Consider the following 19,839-nt stretch of genomic DNA (forward strand, 5'->3'; position numbering starts at 1 on the left):
CTGTCGTAACAAACGGTAAAACCTCTCTTTTTCACATGTATGTTAGTACCATAAATGATTTTTTTATTTAGAATGTGCTTATTACTAGTTTGGTTTTCGTATAAATAAATCCTATTTATCCTCCCTCTTTTGTGCTTCTCTATATTTGTATCCTACATAATAAATATTTCTTTTTTCTTATGCATTTCTTACAATTTCCTTACGTTCAAATCACTTCTATAATTAGGTAGGTTTTATTTTAAAATCTCCAGGATAATAAATGCTTATATAATCCCACGATTTCATAGAAGATGGATTAATAACCCTGCGCCAAATCATCATGCACATCTCTGATATTTCCTTGGATTCCCCCTCAACCTTTACAACAGTTCCAAACGGCATCAACACTTCTTCACGTTCTTATAACTAGTAATAACTAATCAACTCCTTACCTGAAAATAAATTAATATAGAAAAAGAGAGATAAGGTTAAAATACCTTTATCTCTCTTTTTCTCTCACAAATTTTGCGAAGGATTTTTTTGTTTTTGGGTTCATCTGTTTTCTTAGCTTGATGGGCATGAGACGTTAAGGAAAAGCAGACTGAAAGAATTAAAGGAGAAGAAATTATTTCAATAAAATTTCTTTAAAGTACTTTTACGTCACTTTCACAAATGTAAGAACTCTCATATATTACACTTCATACATCCTTTTCCAAGGAACAATATACCGATACACAAATCCCTATTTATATAGGGATTTGTGCAAGTCCCCTCACCATCAATTTAAGAATTCAAAAAAAGAAGGGGATTATCCCCTCCTTTTTACGCTTGCTCCGACTGTCGAAATTATTTAATATACCCACGATTCAGTTCCGTTAACTTTTCATTGATGTTAAAAATTCTTACTCTAATATCTTTAACACCAACTGCTTCAAGTCTGTTCTTGTGCATTTCAGCGTATTTTTCAGCATCTTGTTTTTCCTCAAATACATAAATGCCTCCAGCTTCTTTTGTTTCTTCATTCTCAGTCCATATTTTCCAGTGGAATCCTTCTTCTTCGTTAATACTATTTGCTAAATCCCAAAATGCTTTTTCCATTTCTTCACCAAAAGGACCTTCAAACGGAAAATCAACTTGTAATAAATACGCCATTTTCACTCACTCCTATTTTTAATATAAAATTCATCAGGAATTCCTTTGTATAAAAATCCTTCCCATTCTTTTACTGATTATGATTCGAATGATAGTAATGTCTAAATTCGTATTGCTATTATTATTCAAGCATTAATTTGAGAATCCCCCTATTTGTAAAAAAACTACAAAATGTTAGCAACTTGAACGCATACAGTTTAACGGCTTCAGGTTATGTTTAAAAAATATGATAACAACTTATTCCTATACTAAGGACAAACAAAACAAGCGCAGGTATTGCTTTCTTAAAAGGATCTCTCGCTAATACAATAAGAGTTAATGCAGCTGCAAGCATCGTACCACCTAACAACAATCCTGCTAATAAAGCTACTATTGGAATCCAAATTCCTATCAACATTCCAATTGCTCCTACAATCTCAAAAGCTCCAGTTAAGAAATTAAAAAACGAAGGTAAACCAAATCGTTTGAACTCCTCTGCCATTTTCCCAGATATAATTTTCGTACCTGTCATTAAAAAGAACACAAACAACAAAACGTTTACAATATTGATGAAAATTAAAATAGTAATCACACCTTTCATATTATTTGATAAAAACTCAGTATTGTTCAGGTAGTAGTCACTACCTATACCCTATTTCCTGAGATTGATCATAGGGAAATTGCTTCAATATTTAAAGGGGTAAAAATTATATGCTATAGCATATATGATACAGAAATTTGACTGGTACTAGGTAAAAAAGTGATCCTGGATCAGATATCATAGAAAATAAAGCTACCTTCTCCTTCCTCTAAACAAACAAAATTATATGCTATAGCATATATAATACATAAAACAAAGTTTGTTCCTTATGAATAGCATAGTATTAATAAGGAACAAGTATTAATAGCGTGTATCATACAATTTGTTTAATAATGATTGTAATACTTTAATCTCTTCCTCGCTCAAATTACTCGTAACGAAATGGTGAGCGTCTGTCACTACAGGCAAGATGGTTTTCTTTAACTCGTCACCTTTTTCAGTTAAAAAAAGGTTATGTGAACGCCTATCTTGGTCATTCAAAGCCTTCTTTACAATCCCTTTTCTCTCCATTGACTGTATCATTCTTACGACAGTAGTTTGATCTTTATCAATAGCTTCTGCTAACTCTTTTTGAGTAGTGCCCCTTTGGCTACAAAGAACACTAATAATTCCCCACTGCTCTGGTGTAACTCCATAAGGCTTTAATTTCTTAGTAAAATAATTAGTCATTTTCACATCAGTACGATGAACAAGATAGCCTATTAAATCATGTAAGTTCATGGATCACCTCTATAAATTAAGATATAAAAGGATATAGCATACCAGTCAATTATTCACAGTGAATGTATTTGTTTCACTATTTATATGCTATGACATATATATTAAATTAGGTCATTTTAATTGTCAAATGAATTACCTATTGTTTTCAAAGTCAAAATCTATTCCATACATTCCTCCGGTGTGATTTCTGCTGACTATTTCTTCTCCATTCTACAGAAGTTCCGTAGATCTCCCAGCTTAATATGACCACAGTAATTTTTAGCGCTTCATCCTCTTTCTTTTTATGATGTTCTTATAACATTTTATAAAATTTGATATCTACAGGCAGCCACACATTTTCCACCGACGAATCTTTCTTGTCCGCCGATAATTCTTGCAAACTGTTGACAAATTGATTCCTCATTAATCGCCATACCTTTCATCATCACCCCTTTTACTGTTAGGTTATGAATGAATACATAGGTCTGAAATGGTAATGAATCTATGCTATTATAAAAAAGATGATGGGAATCTAACGAAATCTATTAGCTCAATTATTCTTGATCATTTGTATTGTTACCAGAGTTTAAATGGTGCAGAATTTTTATTTTATCCCGCAGTAACGGGCAGTAACGCTCCCACCTCAAAATTTAGTGAAAACAAAGAAGTTAGGTGGGGTCGGGCTGCCCGTAACAGCCCGATTGGTGAGGGCTAATAATCAGTGAGAGATAAACACCCCACTGATTAAACTTTCACTTTATGAGGTGTTTTTCCTTTTATGCTTGCTGGGCGACTGAAGATAAAACTCGGCTATTATATGTTAAGATATTTTTAGAGGGCATAAAAAAACACCCTAAGGTGCCATCCTCTGACTTGAGAATCATATCTATGTATGGAAAAAATCAGAAAAAACAAATACAAAAGAGAAGCTTCTAACTATAATTTATAGAGTTCTTATGGCATTAATTACTTACATACATATTTCATTATTTACCGGAAGAAGAATCCCCGTTATATTACTTTCTAATCAGTCTCGTTAAAGCCATCCCAAGAAATCCAGTACCCATTCCTATTAGCCATCCAGTTTGAGTACTTCCTAACATAGATCCCACTCCTCCACCAAGAAACATGCAGCCAACGAATACTAATCCTCCAATTCCCCAATTCGGCCTTTCCATAATTCAAACACACCCTTTCAATAAAACATATGCTATTAGCTACCTAAACTTTCTTGCATAGGATATGTTAATTATTTCTCTAGAGAGGGTATAGTTATTTAGCTTAAGTTTAGCAACTTTCAGGAAATTCAAAAGACGCGGAGATTGACCGATTTGAAGGGATTACAGGAGAAGAATTTTTTGTATTATAATAACTTAATGGTTGTGGAACAAATTCTTCTTCAACTAACCAGCTAATAAAAATCTGGAGGTTTTCCACAATCGAAGCTCATCGCCATCAAGTTAACATACCTCACCCAGTTCTTATTGTTGCAAGATAAGCAGCATATAATCAATTAAAATAATGTAACAGCCGACATTAGCAGCAAAATTATTAAGAAAAGACATTCCAAATATGGAACGCCTTCTTTTTTATAAAATCATTCACTTAAATCTATTCCAAAAAATTCTAATTAATAAAGTCAAACATTTAACGAAAGAAATTTGTTACTTGCATAACGCTCTTCTAACTTTTTTTGCGAAAATTAGTGGATCATCAACGTCTTCGATATTAACGTAAATCAAATTCGGATCATCACATAACCATTCATTGTGTATAGACGAAACAATTATACCTTGTTTAATAATTGTAGCAACAAATTCAGTAACTTCCTTTTGCAAGAGTGCTACTCGGCCTAGACATAATGCCCGTCCAGTTTTATGATCTCTTGATTCAAATGAGAAGGAAGTTGTTACTCTAAAACGTTTTCCTAAGATTGTTGCTCGTATTTCCTCCCGATTTATTGTTGCTACACATTTTCCACCGGCGAATCCTTCTTGTCCACCGATAATTCTGGCAAACTGTCGACAAATTGATTCCTCATTACTCGCCATATTTTCAATCATCCCCCTTTTACTGTTAGGTTATGAATTCATACATAAGTCTGAAACGGTAATGAATCTATTCGGTTACAAAAAGATAATGGCACTCTAATAAAATCTGTTAGCCCAAGTATTCTTGGTTATATGAATTATTACTAGATTGTAAATGATGGGAGTTTTACTACCCGCAAATAGCGGGATGAATTTCCAAAAGTAAAACCCCAGAAATCCAAAGGTCTCTGGGGCTTCATTATATATTTAGCTCTTTTTGCTTTTTATTTTGTTTATGTCTATAAAGCAATTTTCGACTTATGAGAGAAATCAGTAATAAGATCAGTACTAGTACGAAAAGTTGCATATATGATAAATTAAAATATTTAGCACCCGTAACAAGTAAAAGTGTAGAAATCGTACCTTTTACAATGAAAAAAATAATAATCCATAATCCGCCTTTTTTCCAGTTCATTTTTACTTACCCTTTCCTACGTTTAAATTCATAAAAAAATTAGTGATAGTTCTTGAAAGTGACATTTTAATTGAAATCTATTACATTAATAAAAAAGTAGACTTTTTTTCACAAAAATCATATCCAATTACATGGGACGATTCCATAATAAATGCAAATGATATTCATTGTCAATTTTATTCAACATTTTTAATTCCGATCGTCTACATTGTTCTTTCAGATAGTGACATTTCTTTTTTGTTTCTACAACCGTGACACATCTTTGCAGAAGGAAATCACTTATCTATTTTCACAAGCTGTTTGCCTTGTTCTTGTAGCTTATACGCTAATTATACTTCATTACATTGCTTGGAAATATTAAAAATCACAAGAAAAAGAAGCTAACAATAAATTGTTAACTTCTCAGCTTAAGGAAAAATAGTATCTTTCCTTATTTTTTAATATCTAGGTTGTGATTTAATATTGGTAAGATGAGCATCAAACATATCAATGATTTCAAGAAATCTATCCGCTTCACGAAATACATGATCTGCTAATAATGGATGAATGATACTCTTTACTTTACATTGCTCAATTAAATCACGTGCCGTTTTCTTAAAATCCCGAAGAGATGTGACTGACACACGATTTTGATCTAAAAATTGATCTAAAAGAGGAACTGTTTGAGATTGTGGTTTCATAGATTCTAAGTCAATTGCTTGATACATTAATTCATCAAAATCATTGCTAAAATTCCGTGCTGTATCTACAAGCTTTCTTTCCGATGGATCAAGAAGATGACCAATAAATTTAGCATGGTCTGCCATAATCCTTAAAAAGAAAACATTTTCTTTAATAATAGCATCCGGAAGGGCATCTAATTTACCTTCATTTAATTCAATTAAACGTTTTCTAAAATAATCAGCTTCCCTACTTGTATGGTCAACTAACAGTGGAAAATTATTTTGCCCTGGCAATTTACACGTGAGAATTAATCCTAAAATTTTTCTTTTAAATCCCCAAATATTAGTTGCAGCTTGTTGTACTTCTGAATTAAATCTTTTTATTTGCTCAGGATCTGTTTCATTTGTATAGGAATACGCTATTTGTTCGATATGTTCAAACAATCGATAAAATTGATTAGCTTCTTCGATTAGTTGGGTATCCTCACATCTAAACCCCAATCGAAGAAAAAAAGAATGCTCCTTCATGATTCTAGACCAAAAACGAATTTCATTTAATGATCGTTCAACAAACATGACAGACGTAACACCCGTATCAGGATGTAATGAGGTCTCATCCCTATTCATTCTTAATCCCCCCAGTAAATACTAAGCTAGTTCTATTCTTATGAGTAAAAAAATATATAAATGCCATCAATAAAAATTCATGATGATATTGAGCAAGTCCTTTTGGAAATAAAGAAAAGATACCATCAGATGCCTTTCTCTGAATTGATAACCACATGTTATGTTTAAATGTACCTAGATAACAGTTCCCCCCGCACACGAGAAGTACATAGTATACATAATAAAAAAGAAGCAGAAAATCACTCACGATTTTCTGCTTCTTTTTTTAATTTAAGTTCTTCATACATACATCGCTTCACGCAAGATTGCTATTTTCTAGTACACAATAACTGGATCATACGTGTTCAAATTATCATACACAGTTTTTGCAACATTAGGAAGAAGGTTAACACACCCACCTGATCCCCCTGTTAAATAGGCATTATTCGCCCAATTTGTTCGCCAGCCAGCATCATGGAATCCTTGACCGCTATTTGTGAATGGTACCCAGTAATCTACTTTAACTGCATAATCAGCTTTACCTACTGCGCTTCCTTTCAACGTGTATGGTGTTCGTTTATACAGAACGTACCACACACCTGGTGATGTATCTTCACTCGTGCTATGTTTACCAGTTACTACATTTGTTGTGACTGCTAATTTGCCATCTTTATAAATCCAGATTTGTTGATCTGCAATTGAAACTTCCGCATACGTGTCTCCAATACCGTTATTCGCTGTTGTTTCATAACCGATACCTTCCTTCTCCCAACCATTTCCGTGAATATTAGAAGCAGATAGCGATTTTTCACCCTTTTCAAAAGCTTGTTGAACTTGTTTTGTTTCTTTTTCAACATCTAGTGCCCAGCCGTAGCCTTGTCCTTTTACTGATATAACCGAACCGGAATGGGTTTTAAAGCTGAAATTTTTATTTAATGTTGATTTAGCATTATTAATTTCAGTAATCTTTTTCTTAATGTCACTCGCATCGATTGTCACTTTCATATCCTTTGACATAGAGGCATTTTGAATTAAATCTTTCGCTTTTAAAGGATACACTTCATTCTGTACTTTATATTCAACGGACTGCCCAAGAAGATTCTGTAGTGCTTGCTCCTCTTTTTTGATAATTGGATCGTCTTCTTTAATAGGCTGTATGTATGTAGACTTCAGATGAATTTCGCTTTTATATTTCTGCTTGTCGTAATCTTTCAATAGACTAGTAACGTCATACTGTTTTCCATCAACGCTCTTCGAAATAACAATTTTTCCTTGTTCAAGCTTCGCCATAGCATCTTGAGGTGCTTTTAATTCTTTATTCATAGAAACGAGCTTTTCTTCTACAAGTTTTTTCATCGTTTCACTACGATACTGATCCGCCTTTTTCGGTAGCACTGAATAATTTTTTTCCTTTGAGGAAGGGAAAAATGTCCACTGGCTTTTTAATAGCTTCTTAACTTGAGGCAAATCTTTTTCCGTAAGTTCTGTTTTTGTCTCTTTTTCATCTAAAATTTGTTGTTGATCGACATAAACTTTATTTGCTAGTCCAGATGTTTTTAATTTCTGTATTGCCTGATCAGCACTCATACCACCAACTTTGGTGTCATTAATCGTAACATTCGAATTGAAGTGAGTTACCTGATAATAACTCACTCCCCCAACGAGAAGCGCAATTATACCAACACCCGCTGCGATAAATTTCCAATTTGGAAAACGTTTTCTTGATCTTACTCGTTTTTTATGAACTTCTTCAACTGATTCATTTACTGTATTGTTGTTCATCAATTTTTCCCCCATAGACATTAACGTCAATCGATTTTAAACCAAAACCATTGACTAGTGTACCTTATTTTTCCTGAAATTTCATTATTTTTGACAAGATTTTATCGCATTTATTTAATCAAACTTAGTTTTTTAATAGAACGGCCCTACTCTATGTGTAACACTCTAATTTAGTTTCATATGAGATTTTTTCTTTTTCTACAATATCAGTCCAGCTTATTAAAAAATAGAAAAATCCCGTATTCCATAAAAAATACGGGATTTTTATCAATACGTTTATTTTGTAAAGTAACACTTAGTCGAAAGAAGTTCATTCGTTACATATTACTTATCTAATTAAGGATAATTTATATTCCAGTCCAAACATCTTTCCCGTATCGTCCTTCATGTTGCAAATGATCCAACCAATTCCTTGCTTCTTGTTCACTAACTTCATGAATTTCTTCATATGCTTGACAAAGGGTATCTTCTACATCCGGAGCCATTTTACTTCCATCACCACATATATAAAGATGAGCTCCATTATCTAATAACGAAATTAAATTGATTCTATCTTGTTTTATTAAATGCTGTACATATGTTTTTGGATGTCCCTCTAGACGAGAAAAAGCTGTGTGTAAAGAGATTAATCCATCTCTTTCATCATTTTCTAGTTCTGTACGATAAAGATAATCTTTTTCAGGATGACGACAACCAAAATATAGATGCGCTTGTCCTAAGTTAATACCTTTTTGCTTTTGAACACGACGCGCTTGTAAGAATCCACGGAATGGTGCAATTCCAGTACCTGGCCCCACCATGATAATTGGTGTTTCTGGATTTTCAGGCAATTGAAAGTTTGATTGTGGCGTTCGAATGAAACAGATAATTTCATCTTTATTATGACGCTGAGCTAAATAATTAGAAGCGACTCCTTCATATGTCCCTTCCCCACTCCATGCAGGTGCATTAACAACACCAACCGTAATGCTCAGACGATCCTGTGCAACGAGTGGCGAGCTTGAAATAGAATAGTAACGCGGTTTGAGTGCAGGAAGAAGTTCTAAAAATCGTTCAAATCGGATTTCACAAGCCTCATACTTTTCAAGAAGATCCAACATTGAAATACGTTTCTTTAATATTCTTTCATGATAAACTCCTTCTTCCAATAATGATTCCAATTCCTTTTTATGAGGAGGGCATGCTGTGAATGTCACCATTTCTCGTATTTGTGCTCGAGTGGCTGCTTCTTGCACTTCGACACTATAACTAATAAGGTCAAACAAACTAACAGGACTGTCTAAAGGTATGTGATTTACACTGCGCCCACTTGCGCTCAGTATGACTTGATCCTTCCCATTTAATCCAAAGCGTTTTAAAATTCGGTTAACATTTTTCTCGCTATTAATTGGCAGCACTCCAAGGTGGTCTCCTTCTTGATACGTAGCCCCTTCTGGCAAGGATACCTCGATATGCCGCGTATTCCTATCACTGCTGGATGATTGGAGTTCACGATTTTCTAGTATAGATGCATAAACTGCTTCATATGTTCGGGCAAGAGGAGATCCTCCAAGACGACTAACAAATTGCAGACTCAAAGTACTGCGCTCTTTTTCCATATTTTTGTTAAGTTCTAGTCCAAATGCCCTCATCGCATCAGACCACATGCTTTGTTTCCATTGCTCGAGTTGTTCCTCAAAATCACCACTTGCATCTGCTTCTCCGCGTGTAGAAAATCTTGTTGCTCCTTTTTGAGCCATTTGCTCATCAATGTATCTTGGAATCCGCTGATAAGTACTAGCCCAATTGTGATCTCCACAACCAAAAACTGCGTATTGAACACCTTTTAGCTCATCCGGTTTTAATTCCTCCAACCACTGCACAAACTGCCCTGCATTACTTGGCGGCTTTCCATTATAAGAAGAAGTCACAATAAGAACTGCTCCTTCTTTTGGCAGACTTCCAATTCGCTCGTTAAGAGCTACCACTTCCGTTTGAACACCTTCTAAACTAGCTGTATCTGCTAGTTCTCTTGCAATACCTTCTGCTACCCCTGTATCCGAGCCATACAGAACAAGCAGCGAAAGATTATCAGCTCCAATAATAGAAGGAGTCTTCTGAACTTGCTGCTTGATTTCATGGTCTTTCTGCTTCTCTTCTATAGGTGCAAGGACAGTAGGATGGCTGATCGTTTGATTTCGGGCAAGGATCCTAATCTTAAAATCACCGGGCTTTAGCGTTAATGTTTGTTTTACGTCCAGCTGATAGTTTTGATAATCGATTAATTCAAAATGTTGAAGAAGCATTCCCATTACGAGAGTGGCTTCATGAAGTGCAAACTGCATACCGATACATGCTCGTTGACCATTTCCAAATGGCTTATAAGCATGATGAGGAACCTTATCCGGCTCTTCAAATCGTTCAGGTTGGAATTCTTCCACATCGTCTCCCCATGCGTCTTTATCCCTATGTAGCTGTGGAATAAGAACAGAAATACGATCTTCTCCTTTCTTAATTGGATATTTCCCACCAATTACTGTATCTTCTTTTGCATAGAGACTGAATGCTGGAGCAGTAGGCCATAGACGTAGCGATTCATTTAAAATCATCCGTATGTACTTAAGTTTCATAACTTGTTGATATGTTGGAGTAGGATCTGTCAATACCCGATCTACTTCTTCATAGGCTTTTTTCAACTTATCCGGATTCTTTAATAAAAAATAGATTGCAAAAGATAACAATCCACTTGTTGTCTCATGCCCAGCTATTAAAAAAGTGATAATTTGAAAACGAATATTTTCATCATCTAATTTTTCACCAGTTTCCGGATCCTGCACATTTAACATACGGGCAAGTAAATCATTTTCTTCTTGATTTCCATTACTTTTACGTTCAGCAATAATATTATCTACTAAAGAAAACATGGATTGGATATCATGCTGAAATTGACGTTTCGTTCTCCACATGAGTTTGTCTTCTATATCCAGTCGCTGTAATTGGTGCATCGCTTCATCTAGAGCACGGCTCATGCTAGTGATAAAAGGATGAGAGGTCTCACGATAAAAGCTATTAAATCGGTAATTAAAACCACATAGACCAATTGTATCCAATGTAAGGCGGGTCATATCCTCCGGAACATCTACGTTTTCATTCGGATTCAGTCTTGCCCATTTTTGAACGAGTTGTACAGCAATATCAACCATCATGCCATGATAATCTTTCATTGCCCGTTGGCTGAATGTAGGCATCAAAATATTATGAGCTTTTTTCCAGTTAGGCTCGTCAGTCTCACTTGTAAATAATCCGTCCCCAGCAAAGGCGCGAACTTTTGCTAAAGCACCATCTATACTTTTATCGAACCGTGTTTCGTCACAGACTTCTGCTACCAGTTCATGTCCAGAAACGACAATGATGGTATCACTTAAAGTTTGAATTTGAAAAATAGGACCATACTCTTCCGCTATCTTGATAAAAGATAAGGTCGGTTTATCTTTGTCGATTAATGGGAGATTCCCCAGCGGTCCATATGTTTTCGGCTGAGGAATGGCAGATACTTTTTTATCCATTAAAAACACCCTTTCAAAAAGCATGAAATAAAGTGAAACTTTAATCAGCCCTCACCAATCGGGCTTTTACGGGCAGCCCGACCCCCACCTAACTTCTTTGCTTCCGCTGAATTTTGAGGTGGGGGTCTTACTGCCCGGCAAATAGCGGGATAAAATATCCCATTCAATAAAGAGAAGATAGCAAGTAATCGCCTGGGATAAAGATATGTAATTGATTACCTTATTTTATCTTTTCCCTAACTATTCATGATTATGATATTGCTTATAAGGTTGGTAATCTAAGTTGTTTGTTGACATTAGATTTATAACTTGCAGAAAAAAATACTAACTTACAATGAAGCGAATTATTATAATTGGAGCATTATAATGTTGGTGTTAAAAGATAATCTAAAAACTCCCCACATATTTTGATCACACTTTATTTTACAGCTACAGTTGCACTACATATCCGTCAAGCTAAGAAAAGCGAATACCCAAAACAAAGAAGTTGATGAGCTTAAGATTGTAGTATTTGGAAAGCCCATAGTTTTTAATGTCCAGTCAAACAAATACGATAAGTAATGTTTGACTAGTGAAACTATTTCCAGAGAGTTCAGATGCTAAAAAATAGTTTGTCTCTTGCTTTATAGTAAATTTATCCAACAACATTTATACGTAGTGCTTTCCATGCTACAATTTACTATAAGTGAGGAAAGAAGGTGTCTTATGAAAATATCCGTTTATGTTGCAAGTGCATTTAGCAAGGATCATAAAGGCGGAAATAAAGCAGGAGTGGTATTTATGGAGAATACATTGACCACTACTCAAAAAATGGCAATAGCCAAACAACTGGGCTATGCGGAAACCGCATTTATATCAGAATCTGAAATTGCTGATTATAAAATTGAGTATTTTACACCAAAAGAAGAAGTTGATTTATGTGGGCATGCCACAATTGGCTCTTTCACGATACTGATGCATTTAAATAAACTTTTCAAGAATCGCTATACGATTGAAACGAACAGCGGTGTTCTTACTATTACCATAAAAGAGGACATCATATTCATGGAACAAAACGAACCGATATTCTATGATGTTATATCTCCAAATGAGTTTATCGACTGCTTTGACATTAAAGATATAGACAATAAATACCCAATTCAAATTGTCTCCACGGGCTTAAAAGATATTTTAATTCCTATAAAAAGCGAAACACAATTACATACAATGCAACCTAATTTTGAAAAAATTAAAGAAATCAGCAAGTATTATAATGTTGTCGGGATGCATCTATATACTTTTAATGACAATCGAATTATATGCAGAAACTTTGCTCCACTATACGATATCAATGAAGAAGCAGCGACTGGAACTTCAAACGGTGCATTAGCTTGCTACCTTTATAAACAGCACTACTTGCAAAAAGAAGTCTATGTATTTGAACAAGGTTATTCTTTACACTCGCCTTCCGAAATATTAGTTAAATTAGCAACCAATAGCAAGAATGAAATAGAAAAAGTTTATGTTGGCGGCAAAGGATATTACTGTGAAACTAAGTGTTTACATGTAGAAAATATTGAGTGAAAATAAAAAAACACCGCATAAAAAGCTTGAGAAGGATAGAGAAATAGATAAAAAGCAAACACATTATTTAATTGAACAATGTGTTTGTCTTCAATCTGAAAGGATCTGATATGAATATCAGATCTTTTTTACTATATGTAATTATTTCACTGGTTCTTTTCCAGCTTTAAATACCGGCGCCTTAGCAGCGGAAATTTAGATTTCTTCATATTCGAACTAATAAGCAAAAAAACTTGTAGGAATCATTAGCAAGAGTTTTGTTTTGCTCTAACGATTTAACCTATCGACTGCTTCCGCACTTGTATCTACACGTTTAACGAAAAAAACTAATAGCAGTGCAACAACATTCATGCCAAGCGCTACATAGAATGAATGCTGAATTCCGGACAATAAAGCCTTCTGAGTTACTATTGCCTTCGTAGCTGCTGTGAAGGTTGTTGGATCTACATCAGACATTAGACTTTCAGCTTTTGTTGTTGTTACAGAATTCATAATCGTAACAAGAATAGCAGTACCAATCGAACCGGACACTTGTTGAGCTGTATTATTAACAGCCGTACCGTGCGGATTTAAGCGAGTCGGCAATTGATTAAGACCATTTGTCATAAGTGGCATCATCACCATTGCCATCCCAAACATCCGCAGTGTGTAAATAAGAATAATATGTGTGTGACTAGAGTCAATTTGCAGGTTTGCCAACATATAAGTTGAAACAGCTGTAATGGAAAGTCCTACTATGCCAAGAATCCGAGGGCCATATTTATCAAATAGTTTACCTGTAATTGGTGACATAACCCCCATTATTACCGCACCCGGAAGCATCATCAGCCCAGAGTTCAGCGGCGAAATACCACGGACGTTTTGTACATAAGCTGGTGTTAAAATCATACCTGAAAACATGGCCACCGCATTGACAATTGCAATTACAGATGCAAGTGCAAACATTGGGTACTTGTAAACACGTAAATCCAATAACGGTTCATTCATTTTTAATTGACGGATAATGAAAGCAATTAGGGCAATAGCGCCTATGATTAAAGTTGTTACGACAACTGTATCCATCCAACCATCGGAGCTTGCAGAACTGAATCCATATAACAAACCGCCAAAACCGACAGAAGATAATAGCAATGAGAGATAATCAAGTTTTGCATTTTTATTTTGTTTCATGACATTTTCAGATTTCCAAACCCCTAATAGTAAGCTAATGATTGCTAATGGTAAAATCATTTCAAAAAGCAAACGCCAGTCATAATACTCTACAATATAACCTGATAGTGTCGGTCCAATTGCTGGAGCTGTAATCATAACTAGTCCAAAAATCCCCATTGCTGTTCCCCTTTTTTCTCTCGGAAAGCTTACTAGCATAATATTCATTAACAAAGGTCCCATAACTGAAGAGCCTGCCGCTTGAACCATCCGACCAGTAAGTAATAAACCAAAGTTCGGTGCTACAGCCGCTAAGGTAGTCCCAAGAATAAAAATCACCATAGATGTAATAAATAAGCTCCTATTTGAGAAGCGGGTTATTAAAAATGCTGATGCCGGAATTAATATACCACTAACAAGCATATATCCTGTAGAAAGCCACTGGATCGTTGAATAATCTTGAATGTCTAAATCTTTCATTATTGATGGCAAAGCTACATTTAAAAGCGAGTTATTTAGAAATGAAACAAAGGCCCCAATAAAAAGAATTACAAGCATTAAATATGGTGGTTTTCTTTTATGTAATGTTTCACTCATATATTTGTTTGCTCCCTCATTATAAATTTCATTGATTCGTTTAAATCGTTTGCATATCTGCACAAGAATACTTTATCCTTGCAGTATTTTGCCAAACTCTTCGAATAGATATTCTCTTTTTAGCAATTCCCTTTGCTCAACATAACATTTTAAAATCATTTTTATTGACTAAATCCTTTATACACATGTAAATAAGCTTTTGAATGAATATATAAATGAACTTTTTTTGAAAATGACAAAATATTTAAGTAGACCACATAAAACGATCAATCTTTTTTATAAAAATGTAAAGAATCTAAAATTAAAACCCAAACATTTTGATTAAATTGTTTGGGTTTCTTCTATTTATAAGGTCAATATTTGTAGCAATACTTTAATCAAACTAACACCTATAACTTTTTAAAATTTATTGAATTTATCCCTTGCTAATCTAGTAATAAAATACTGAACATCAAACAAAACAGTAGCAAGCAGAACGAACTTTATACATACTAGGGCCCATCTCATAATATTTTTAAACAATCGATTATAACGATATCCGAATCACTTTACATTTGAACCCATGTAATCCACTTCTCACCTTCTAACAATTCCGCTATATAACAAAAAAAAGCATTGGATACCCAATGCTTTTTACACTTACGCAAATAGAGATGTGTTCGCATATAAAGCTGGCGAGCCACCTGAATGTACGAATAAAATGTTATCTTCTTTATTAAATGTACCTTTTCTAATTAAGTCAATTAGTCCCGCTACTGCTTTACCTGTATACACTGGATCAAGTAAAATACCTTCAGTTTTCGCAAGTAACTGTACTGCTTCAACCATTTCTGGTGTTGGTAAAGCGTATCCTGGTCCTACATATTCATCAAAGCATGTAACGGCTTCGCGTGAAATAAAGTTTGGGATACCAACGTGAGCTGAAGTTTCATCTACAAGTTTTGCTACTTTCTCTTCTTGCTCAGCTTTTCCTCTACTTACGTTAATTCCGATTACAGGAATCTGGCTTTGCGTTCCAGAAAAACCAGTAATTAAACCAGCATGCATACCCGCGCTACCACTTACACAAACAACTGTACTGAAATCAATTCCTTGCTCGAATGATTGCGCCATAATTTCTTGCGCACAAGCAACGTATCCCATTGCGCCAGTAGGGTTTGATCCACCAACTGGTATTACATATGGTGTACTACCTTTTTCACTTACTTCTTTTGCTACTTTCTGCATCTCTTCCATAAGATCTGCTCCGTTTGGTACAACAATTACGTTTTCAGCACCTAATAAGTGATATAAGAAATAGTTTCCGTTAAAGTCTGGCTTCTCTTCTGGCTCAAGCCCTTCCTCTAATACAAGGATACATTTCATTTTCTCTTTTACCGCAGCTGCCAGTGTCAGGCGGCAATGATTAGACTGAATACCACCTGCTGTAATTAACGTATCTGCACCCTTTTCCTGTGCATCCGCAACTAGAAATTCTAACTTTCTCGTCTTATTACCGCCAGCTGTTAAACCAAGTAAATCATCTCGTTTAAAATAAATAGTCGGCCCACCAAGTACTTCAGAAAAATTGTTTAACTTTTCAATTGGTGTATATGATTCTGTATATTTTTTTCTCGGGAATTTAGCTAAATTCATTGTAACGCTCCTTTTGTACTTCTTTCACAATATATGTAACGATACTATTATTACATGTAAAAATGATGAAGTCACCTTTCTGGGTTAAAAATGTATTAGAATTTCATTTTGATAAGTAAAACCGTATTAATGATTTTAACTTAATTACGGTACATGAAATTTATATCAACGATTTTTTAAATATATCGTTCATTACTTACAATATATCAACGGTTTTTCAAATATATCGATCGTAACTTGCAATATATCAACGATTTTCTTAATATATCGATCGTAACTTGCAATATATCAACGATTTTCTTAATATATCGAGCTATCGACAAAAAACGACAGACAAGCACCCATTTCTCATCAACAAAAAAAGAGCCCACACATTCAAATGTGGACTCCCTCCAATCACTTATTTACCGAAAAACGAAGTAACTGCGTTAATCCCGGCTCTAAATTCATTTCACCTTTATGACGTACGTATACAGTTTTATCTCCATCAAAATTCGGAGGATTTGCTTTATTATACGTATACCACTCATTCGTTCCTTCTATAGAGTACTCCATGTATTCAGTTGCACCGGCAATTACGTTTTTACTATCATCAGCTGTTACATTTGGTGCCATTTGCGCAACTTTTGAATCACTAACTAATAATTTCTTAATATCCTTATCACGTTTATAATCGTAAGCCGTTACGACAACATCGTTACCGTATGCTTTCACTTGCAGTCCTTGTTTAAATGAATATCCATCAGGAGCAGTTTTCTCTCCACCATTTGGTCCTGCTGACATCCAGCCTGTTTCAATCCCGCCTGTATTTACAACAGTGAAACCTTTTTCATCTCCGCCTTTAATTTTCTTTTTACCAGCCCAGTCAGGTAAGTTTAAATCCCAATGCGTATGACTCGTGAAGAAAACAACTTGCGGATAGTCTTTTAATATATCATACAATTTATCCACGTTTAAATAATCTTGTAAATATGGTGATTGTTTCGATCCGGATACCGTATCAGGTAAAACGTGATGAGAGAAAATGAAAATTGGTTTATTTTTATCTTTTTGACTATACTCTTCTAAATTTTGTTTAAGCCAACCTAATTGCTCATCACTCATATATACTTCGTCCCACATTTTTGAATCGTGGTATTTCATATATTTTTCAGTTCCTAAAAATAAAAGCGGATAACCGTCTAATTCTTTTTTATGATATACCTTTTCTTGCCCACTGAACTTCAGATAACGGTTAAATAGCGTTTCCTCAGTTACACCATTTGGCCATGTATTTTGAGAAAGTTTCCCATCAGCTGTCCATTTCCCAGCATAAAACTCATGATTCCCAACAGTTGACCATACATTTTCCGGATGTTTATTTTTGTTTAACACACGCTTCACATCATCATATTGTGACTGCTGTCCAGTTGGCGTTATATCCCCATTCATAATAAGCGCTCTAGAAAGTGGCGTCACTTTGCTCATATCTTTTAACACGTGATCAAAGTCCCCTAAATCCCCTTGAATATCACTAATAACGTTAAAAGTTGTAGCTGATTTTCGGACTTGCTCTTTCCCTTCCGCATGCACTGAAAACGTCGGTAATAATGCTGCCATAACTGCTAACAAAGCAACTGTCTTTTTCATACAAATTCTCCCCCTAATAATAGAATGTACAAACTGACATGTTCTGCTTTCTCTTAGGTGCTTGTCCAATTCATATTATAGGGAGAGATTGTAAAGGCTAATGGAGTGAAAAATTAATTGTTTTTTAAGAGATTTTGTCTTTTCATTGCACTCCACAATTCGAGATTCGCGCCAATCTAACTTTCTAGCCTTTAACATTACATACATGTAAATTTTGATGTTAAATCTTTTCGTTTCATACGTTGTTTTTTATTACTTTTAATTTTCGGGAAAAATCCACTAATTAATAATGTTATAATCCATACCATTATTAGAATAAAATTTATTGTATTACCGGAATTCAAGCTGAAAACTCTCCACAAATAGGCAGCACAAAATACGAGGATAGCAGTAATAATAAGTAAAAATGTCCTAACTACTAATCCGATGTAGGATCTCTTCTCTTGCTTAAAAATGAAAGTTCTTCTACCTTTGTACAATCTAATCACAAATAGCAGCAAATATAAACCAAGTGTGGCTCCAATAACAATTGATGTAATAGAGTTGTTTTTTCTCTGCTCAGCTAGAGAGAAGTAACTTTCAGGTAATTTTCCCGTTTCATATTCAATCCATGCGTGGTAAATATCCTGTCGTAAGTCTATACCACCTTCACCATTTGTAAGGATTACCAATCCATCCTTTGTATTAGGAATGAAACCATAAAAAGAATGCCAGCCTCGATTGTCACCAGAATGATAAAGTAATTTCCATTGATTAGATAGTTTTTTTTCAAATATGCCTAAACCATTCTCCCCTAATACTAGCCTTTGCATTTCTTCAACATGTTCACTTTTGATGACACCATTCCCCTTATTATTTGCATCCATGCTTGCAAGTATCAATGTCATCATATCCGTAACATTTGTCTTAAGACCTGCAGCAGCCTGTTCGGTAAATTGGTAACTAGGGAGCTCCTCTCCAAAATATCCATAAGCTTTCGAAAGGTTATGGTTTTCAGGACGTTGTAAGAATGAACTAGATTTTATTCCTAAAGGTTTCATAATTTGTTCTTCCATATAACGATCAAACGGTATTCCGGTAACCTCTTCAATTACAAGTTGTAAAATTGTATATCCGCCACCAGAGTAAATTGTTTCTGAACCTGGTTTATTGGTAACCTCCACTGGTTCATTAAGCCATCCTTTTCCAGACAGAGATTCCTCAATAGAGTCAAGATGTTTCCCTGGTGCAACCCCGAGGTATCCTTTATGTGCAGACAGCCCTGCTGTATGACTTAACAATCTTCTTATCGTGACTTCATTATTATTAAACTCTGAATTAGGTAATTTCCATTTGGTCAGATATTTTCCAACGGGATCATCTAGTGATAAACGACCTTCATCTACAAGATGCAAGATTCCCCACGCTGTAAGGCTTTTAGATATAGAACCAGCTTGAAACAATGTATCATCACTCACCGCTTTTTTTGTCTTTTTGTCTACATAACCGTAGTTAAGTGTATAAGCAATACGCCCCTCATGTACGATACCTATTGCAGCCCCTGGTACCTCATAATTCTCCTGCCATTTTGGTACCTGTTCATCCATCTTTTTTTTGAAATTCTCTATACTCCTATCAGTCAACGTGCCCGCTTCTGCCCTCACCACATTTGTAAACCATGCTTCATTCATAATGAATATACAAATCATTAAACATAAAATACTTTTGCATATTATCGATGCTTTTTGCCTATTCTTCATTTGCTACACCCCTTTTT

Annotated in this window: 15 protein-coding genes and 2 pseudogenes; 1 reads left to right on the forward strand and 16 read right to left on the reverse strand. The window is 34.9% G+C overall.

Annotated elements, in window-relative coordinates; translation table 11 throughout:
• Window positions 1-222: 222 nt before the first annotated feature.
• The 12 genes and pseudogenes from F0362_RS30580 to cypD all read right to left on the reverse strand — a co-directional run bounded on the left by F0362_RS30580 (window position 223) and on the right by cypD (window position 11,510).
• Entirely contained in the window at window positions 223-381 is a 159-nt protein-coding gene (locus tag F0362_RS30580; RefSeq protein WP_172624225.1) for a DUF4176 domain-containing protein, read from the reverse strand.
• 444 nt (window positions 382-825) lie between these two features.
• Window positions 826-1,131: a monooxygenase gene (locus F0362_RS15660; protein ID WP_000323751.1), complete on the reverse strand. Its 306-nt coding sequence runs from the start codon at window positions 1,129-1,131 to the stop codon at window positions 826-828.
• 217 nt (window positions 1,132-1,348) lie between these two features.
• Window positions 1,349-1,699, reverse strand: a complete 351-nt coding sequence (locus F0362_RS15665) for a DoxX family protein (RefSeq protein WP_085450494.1) — start codon at window positions 1,697-1,699, stop codon at window positions 1,349-1,351.
• A 312-nt stretch (window positions 1,700-2,011) separates the two neighbouring features.
• The gene (locus F0362_RS15670; protein WP_001048562.1) at window positions 2,012-2,431 is read right to left on the reverse strand and encodes a MarR family winged helix-turn-helix transcriptional regulator; all 420 of its coding nucleotides are present in this window, start codon (window positions 2,429-2,431) and stop codon (window positions 2,012-2,014) included.
• A gap of 326 nt (window positions 2,432-2,757) precedes the next feature.
• Window positions 2,758-2,883: pseudogene (locus tag F0362_RS15675) on the reverse strand (cytoplasmic protein); the annotation flags it as partial.
• Between the two features lie 543 nt (window positions 2,884-3,426).
• On the reverse strand, window positions 3,427-3,588 hold the full coding sequence (locus F0362_RS30585) for a hypothetical protein (RefSeq protein ID WP_000441014.1): 162 nt from the start codon (window positions 3,586-3,588) through the stop codon (window positions 3,427-3,429).
• A 486-nt stretch (window positions 3,589-4,074) separates the two neighbouring features.
• Complete coding sequence (locus tag F0362_RS15685; protein WP_000157863.1) at window positions 4,075-4,461, reverse strand: DUF1259 domain-containing protein; 387 nt, start codon at window positions 4,459-4,461, stop codon at window positions 4,075-4,077.
• Between the two features lie 238 nt (window positions 4,462-4,699).
• Window positions 4,700-4,915: a hypothetical protein gene (locus tag F0362_RS15690; RefSeq protein WP_001104095.1), complete on the reverse strand. Its 216-nt coding sequence runs from the start codon at window positions 4,913-4,915 to the stop codon at window positions 4,700-4,702.
• A gap of 209 nt (window positions 4,916-5,124) precedes the next feature.
• Window positions 5,125-5,244 (reverse strand): annotated as a pseudogene (locus tag F0362_RS15695) (RNA-guided endonuclease TnpB family protein); the annotation flags it as partial.
• A 108-nt stretch (window positions 5,245-5,352) separates the two neighbouring features.
• A complete protein-coding gene (locus tag F0362_RS15700) occupies window positions 5,353-6,204 on the reverse strand; it encodes a DUF2935 domain-containing protein (protein WP_001078037.1) in 852 nt (283 codons plus the stop codon).
• Window positions 6,205-6,519: 315 nt separating this feature from the next.
• Entirely contained in the window at window positions 6,520-7,965 is a 1,446-nt protein-coding gene (locus F0362_RS15705; protein ID WP_001064111.1) for a L,D-transpeptidase family protein, read from the reverse strand.
• A 347-nt stretch (window positions 7,966-8,312) separates the two neighbouring features.
• Window positions 8,313-11,510 (reverse strand): bifunctional P-450/NADPH--P450 reductase, encoded by a 3,198-nt coding sequence (gene cypD, locus F0362_RS15710; protein ID WP_149889866.1) that lies wholly within the window; start codon window positions 11,508-11,510, stop codon window positions 8,313-8,315.
• A gap of 705 nt (window positions 11,511-12,215) precedes the next feature.
• Between cypD and F0362_RS15715 the strand changes: the two genes are divergently transcribed.
• Window positions 12,216-13,073: a PhzF family phenazine biosynthesis protein gene (locus F0362_RS15715; protein WP_000704337.1), complete on the forward strand. Its 858-nt coding sequence runs from the start codon at window positions 12,216-12,218 to the stop codon at window positions 13,071-13,073.
• Between the two features lie 267 nt (window positions 13,074-13,340).
• Here F0362_RS15715 and F0362_RS15720 read toward each other — a convergent pair whose 3' ends face one another.
• The 4 genes from F0362_RS15720 to F0362_RS15735 form a co-directional block, all read right to left on the reverse strand.
• Entirely contained in the window at window positions 13,341-14,819 is a 1,479-nt protein-coding gene (locus F0362_RS15720) for a DHA2 family efflux MFS transporter permease subunit (RefSeq protein ID WP_000005107.1), read from the reverse strand.
• Between the two features lie 639 nt (window positions 14,820-15,458).
• A complete protein-coding gene (locus F0362_RS15725) occupies window positions 15,459-16,454 on the reverse strand; it encodes a D-cysteate sulfo-lyase (RefSeq protein WP_001046631.1) in 996 nt (331 codons plus the stop codon).
• 396 nt (window positions 16,455-16,850) lie between these two features.
• Window positions 16,851-18,083 (reverse strand): DUF4073 domain-containing protein, encoded by a 1,233-nt coding sequence (locus tag F0362_RS15730; RefSeq protein ID WP_149889867.1) that lies wholly within the window; start codon window positions 18,081-18,083, stop codon window positions 16,851-16,853.
• 197 nt (window positions 18,084-18,280) lie between these two features.
• Window positions 18,281-19,822 (reverse strand): serine hydrolase domain-containing protein, encoded by a 1,542-nt coding sequence (locus F0362_RS15735; RefSeq protein WP_149889868.1) that lies wholly within the window; start codon window positions 19,820-19,822, stop codon window positions 18,281-18,283.
• Window positions 19,823-19,839 lie beyond the last annotated feature (17 nt).

It is taken from the genome of Bacillus sp. BS98, from assembly GCF_008432245.1.
GTDB lineage: Bacteria > Bacillota > Bacilli > Bacillales > Bacillaceae_G > Bacillus_A > Bacillus_A toyonensis.

What these genes read in the sequence shown, in the direction of transcription:
- F0362_RS30580 (WP_172624225.1), bottom strand. Translation starts at nt 381, where the DNA reads ATGCCGTTTGGAACTGTTGTAAAGGTTGAGGGGGAATCCAAGGAAATA.
- F0362_RS15660 (WP_000323751.1), bottom strand. Translation starts at nt 1,131, where the DNA reads ATGGCGTATTTATTACAAGTTGATTTTCCGTTTGAAGGTCCTTTTGGT.
- F0362_RS15670 (WP_001048562.1), bottom strand. Translation starts at nt 2,431, where the DNA reads ATGAACTTACATGATTTAATAGGCTATCTTGTTCATCGTACTGATGTG.
- F0362_RS30585 (WP_000441014.1), bottom strand. Translation starts at nt 3,588, where the DNA reads ATGGAAAGGCCGAATTGGGGAATTGGAGGATTAGTATTCGTTGGCTGC.
- F0362_RS15685 (WP_000157863.1), bottom strand. Translation starts at nt 4,461, where the DNA reads ATGGCGAGTAATGAGGAATCAATTTGTCGACAGTTTGCCAGAATTATC.
- F0362_RS15690 (WP_001104095.1), bottom strand. Translation starts at nt 4,915, where the DNA reads ATGAACTGGAAAAAAGGCGGATTATGGATTATTATTTTTTTCATTGTA.
- F0362_RS15700 (WP_001078037.1), bottom strand. Translation starts at nt 6,204, where the DNA reads ATGAATAGGGATGAGACCTCATTACATCCTGATACGGGTGTTACGTCT.
- F0362_RS15705 (WP_001064111.1), bottom strand. Translation starts at nt 7,965, where the DNA reads ATGAACAACAATACAGTAAATGAATCAGTTGAAGAAGTTCATAAAAAA.
- cypD (WP_149889866.1), bottom strand. Translation starts at nt 11,510, where the DNA reads ATGGATAAAAAAGTATCTGCCATTCCTCAGCCGAAAACATATGGACCG.
- F0362_RS15715 (WP_000704337.1), top strand. Translation starts at nt 12,216, where the DNA reads ATGAAAATATCCGTTTATGTTGCAAGTGCATTTAGCAAGGATCATAAA.
- F0362_RS15720 (WP_000005107.1), bottom strand. Translation starts at nt 14,819, where the DNA reads ATGAGTGAAACATTACATAAAAGAAAACCACCATATTTAATGCTTGTA.
- F0362_RS15725 (WP_001046631.1), bottom strand. Translation starts at nt 16,454, where the DNA reads ATGAATTTAGCTAAATTCCCGAGAAAAAAATATACAGAATCATATACA.
- F0362_RS15730 (WP_149889867.1), bottom strand. Translation starts at nt 18,083, where the DNA reads ATGAAAAAGACAGTTGCTTTGTTAGCAGTTATGGCAGCATTATTACCG.
- F0362_RS15735 (WP_149889868.1), bottom strand. Translation starts at nt 19,822, where the DNA reads ATGAAGAATAGGCAAAAAGCATCGATAATATGCAAAAGTATTTTATGT.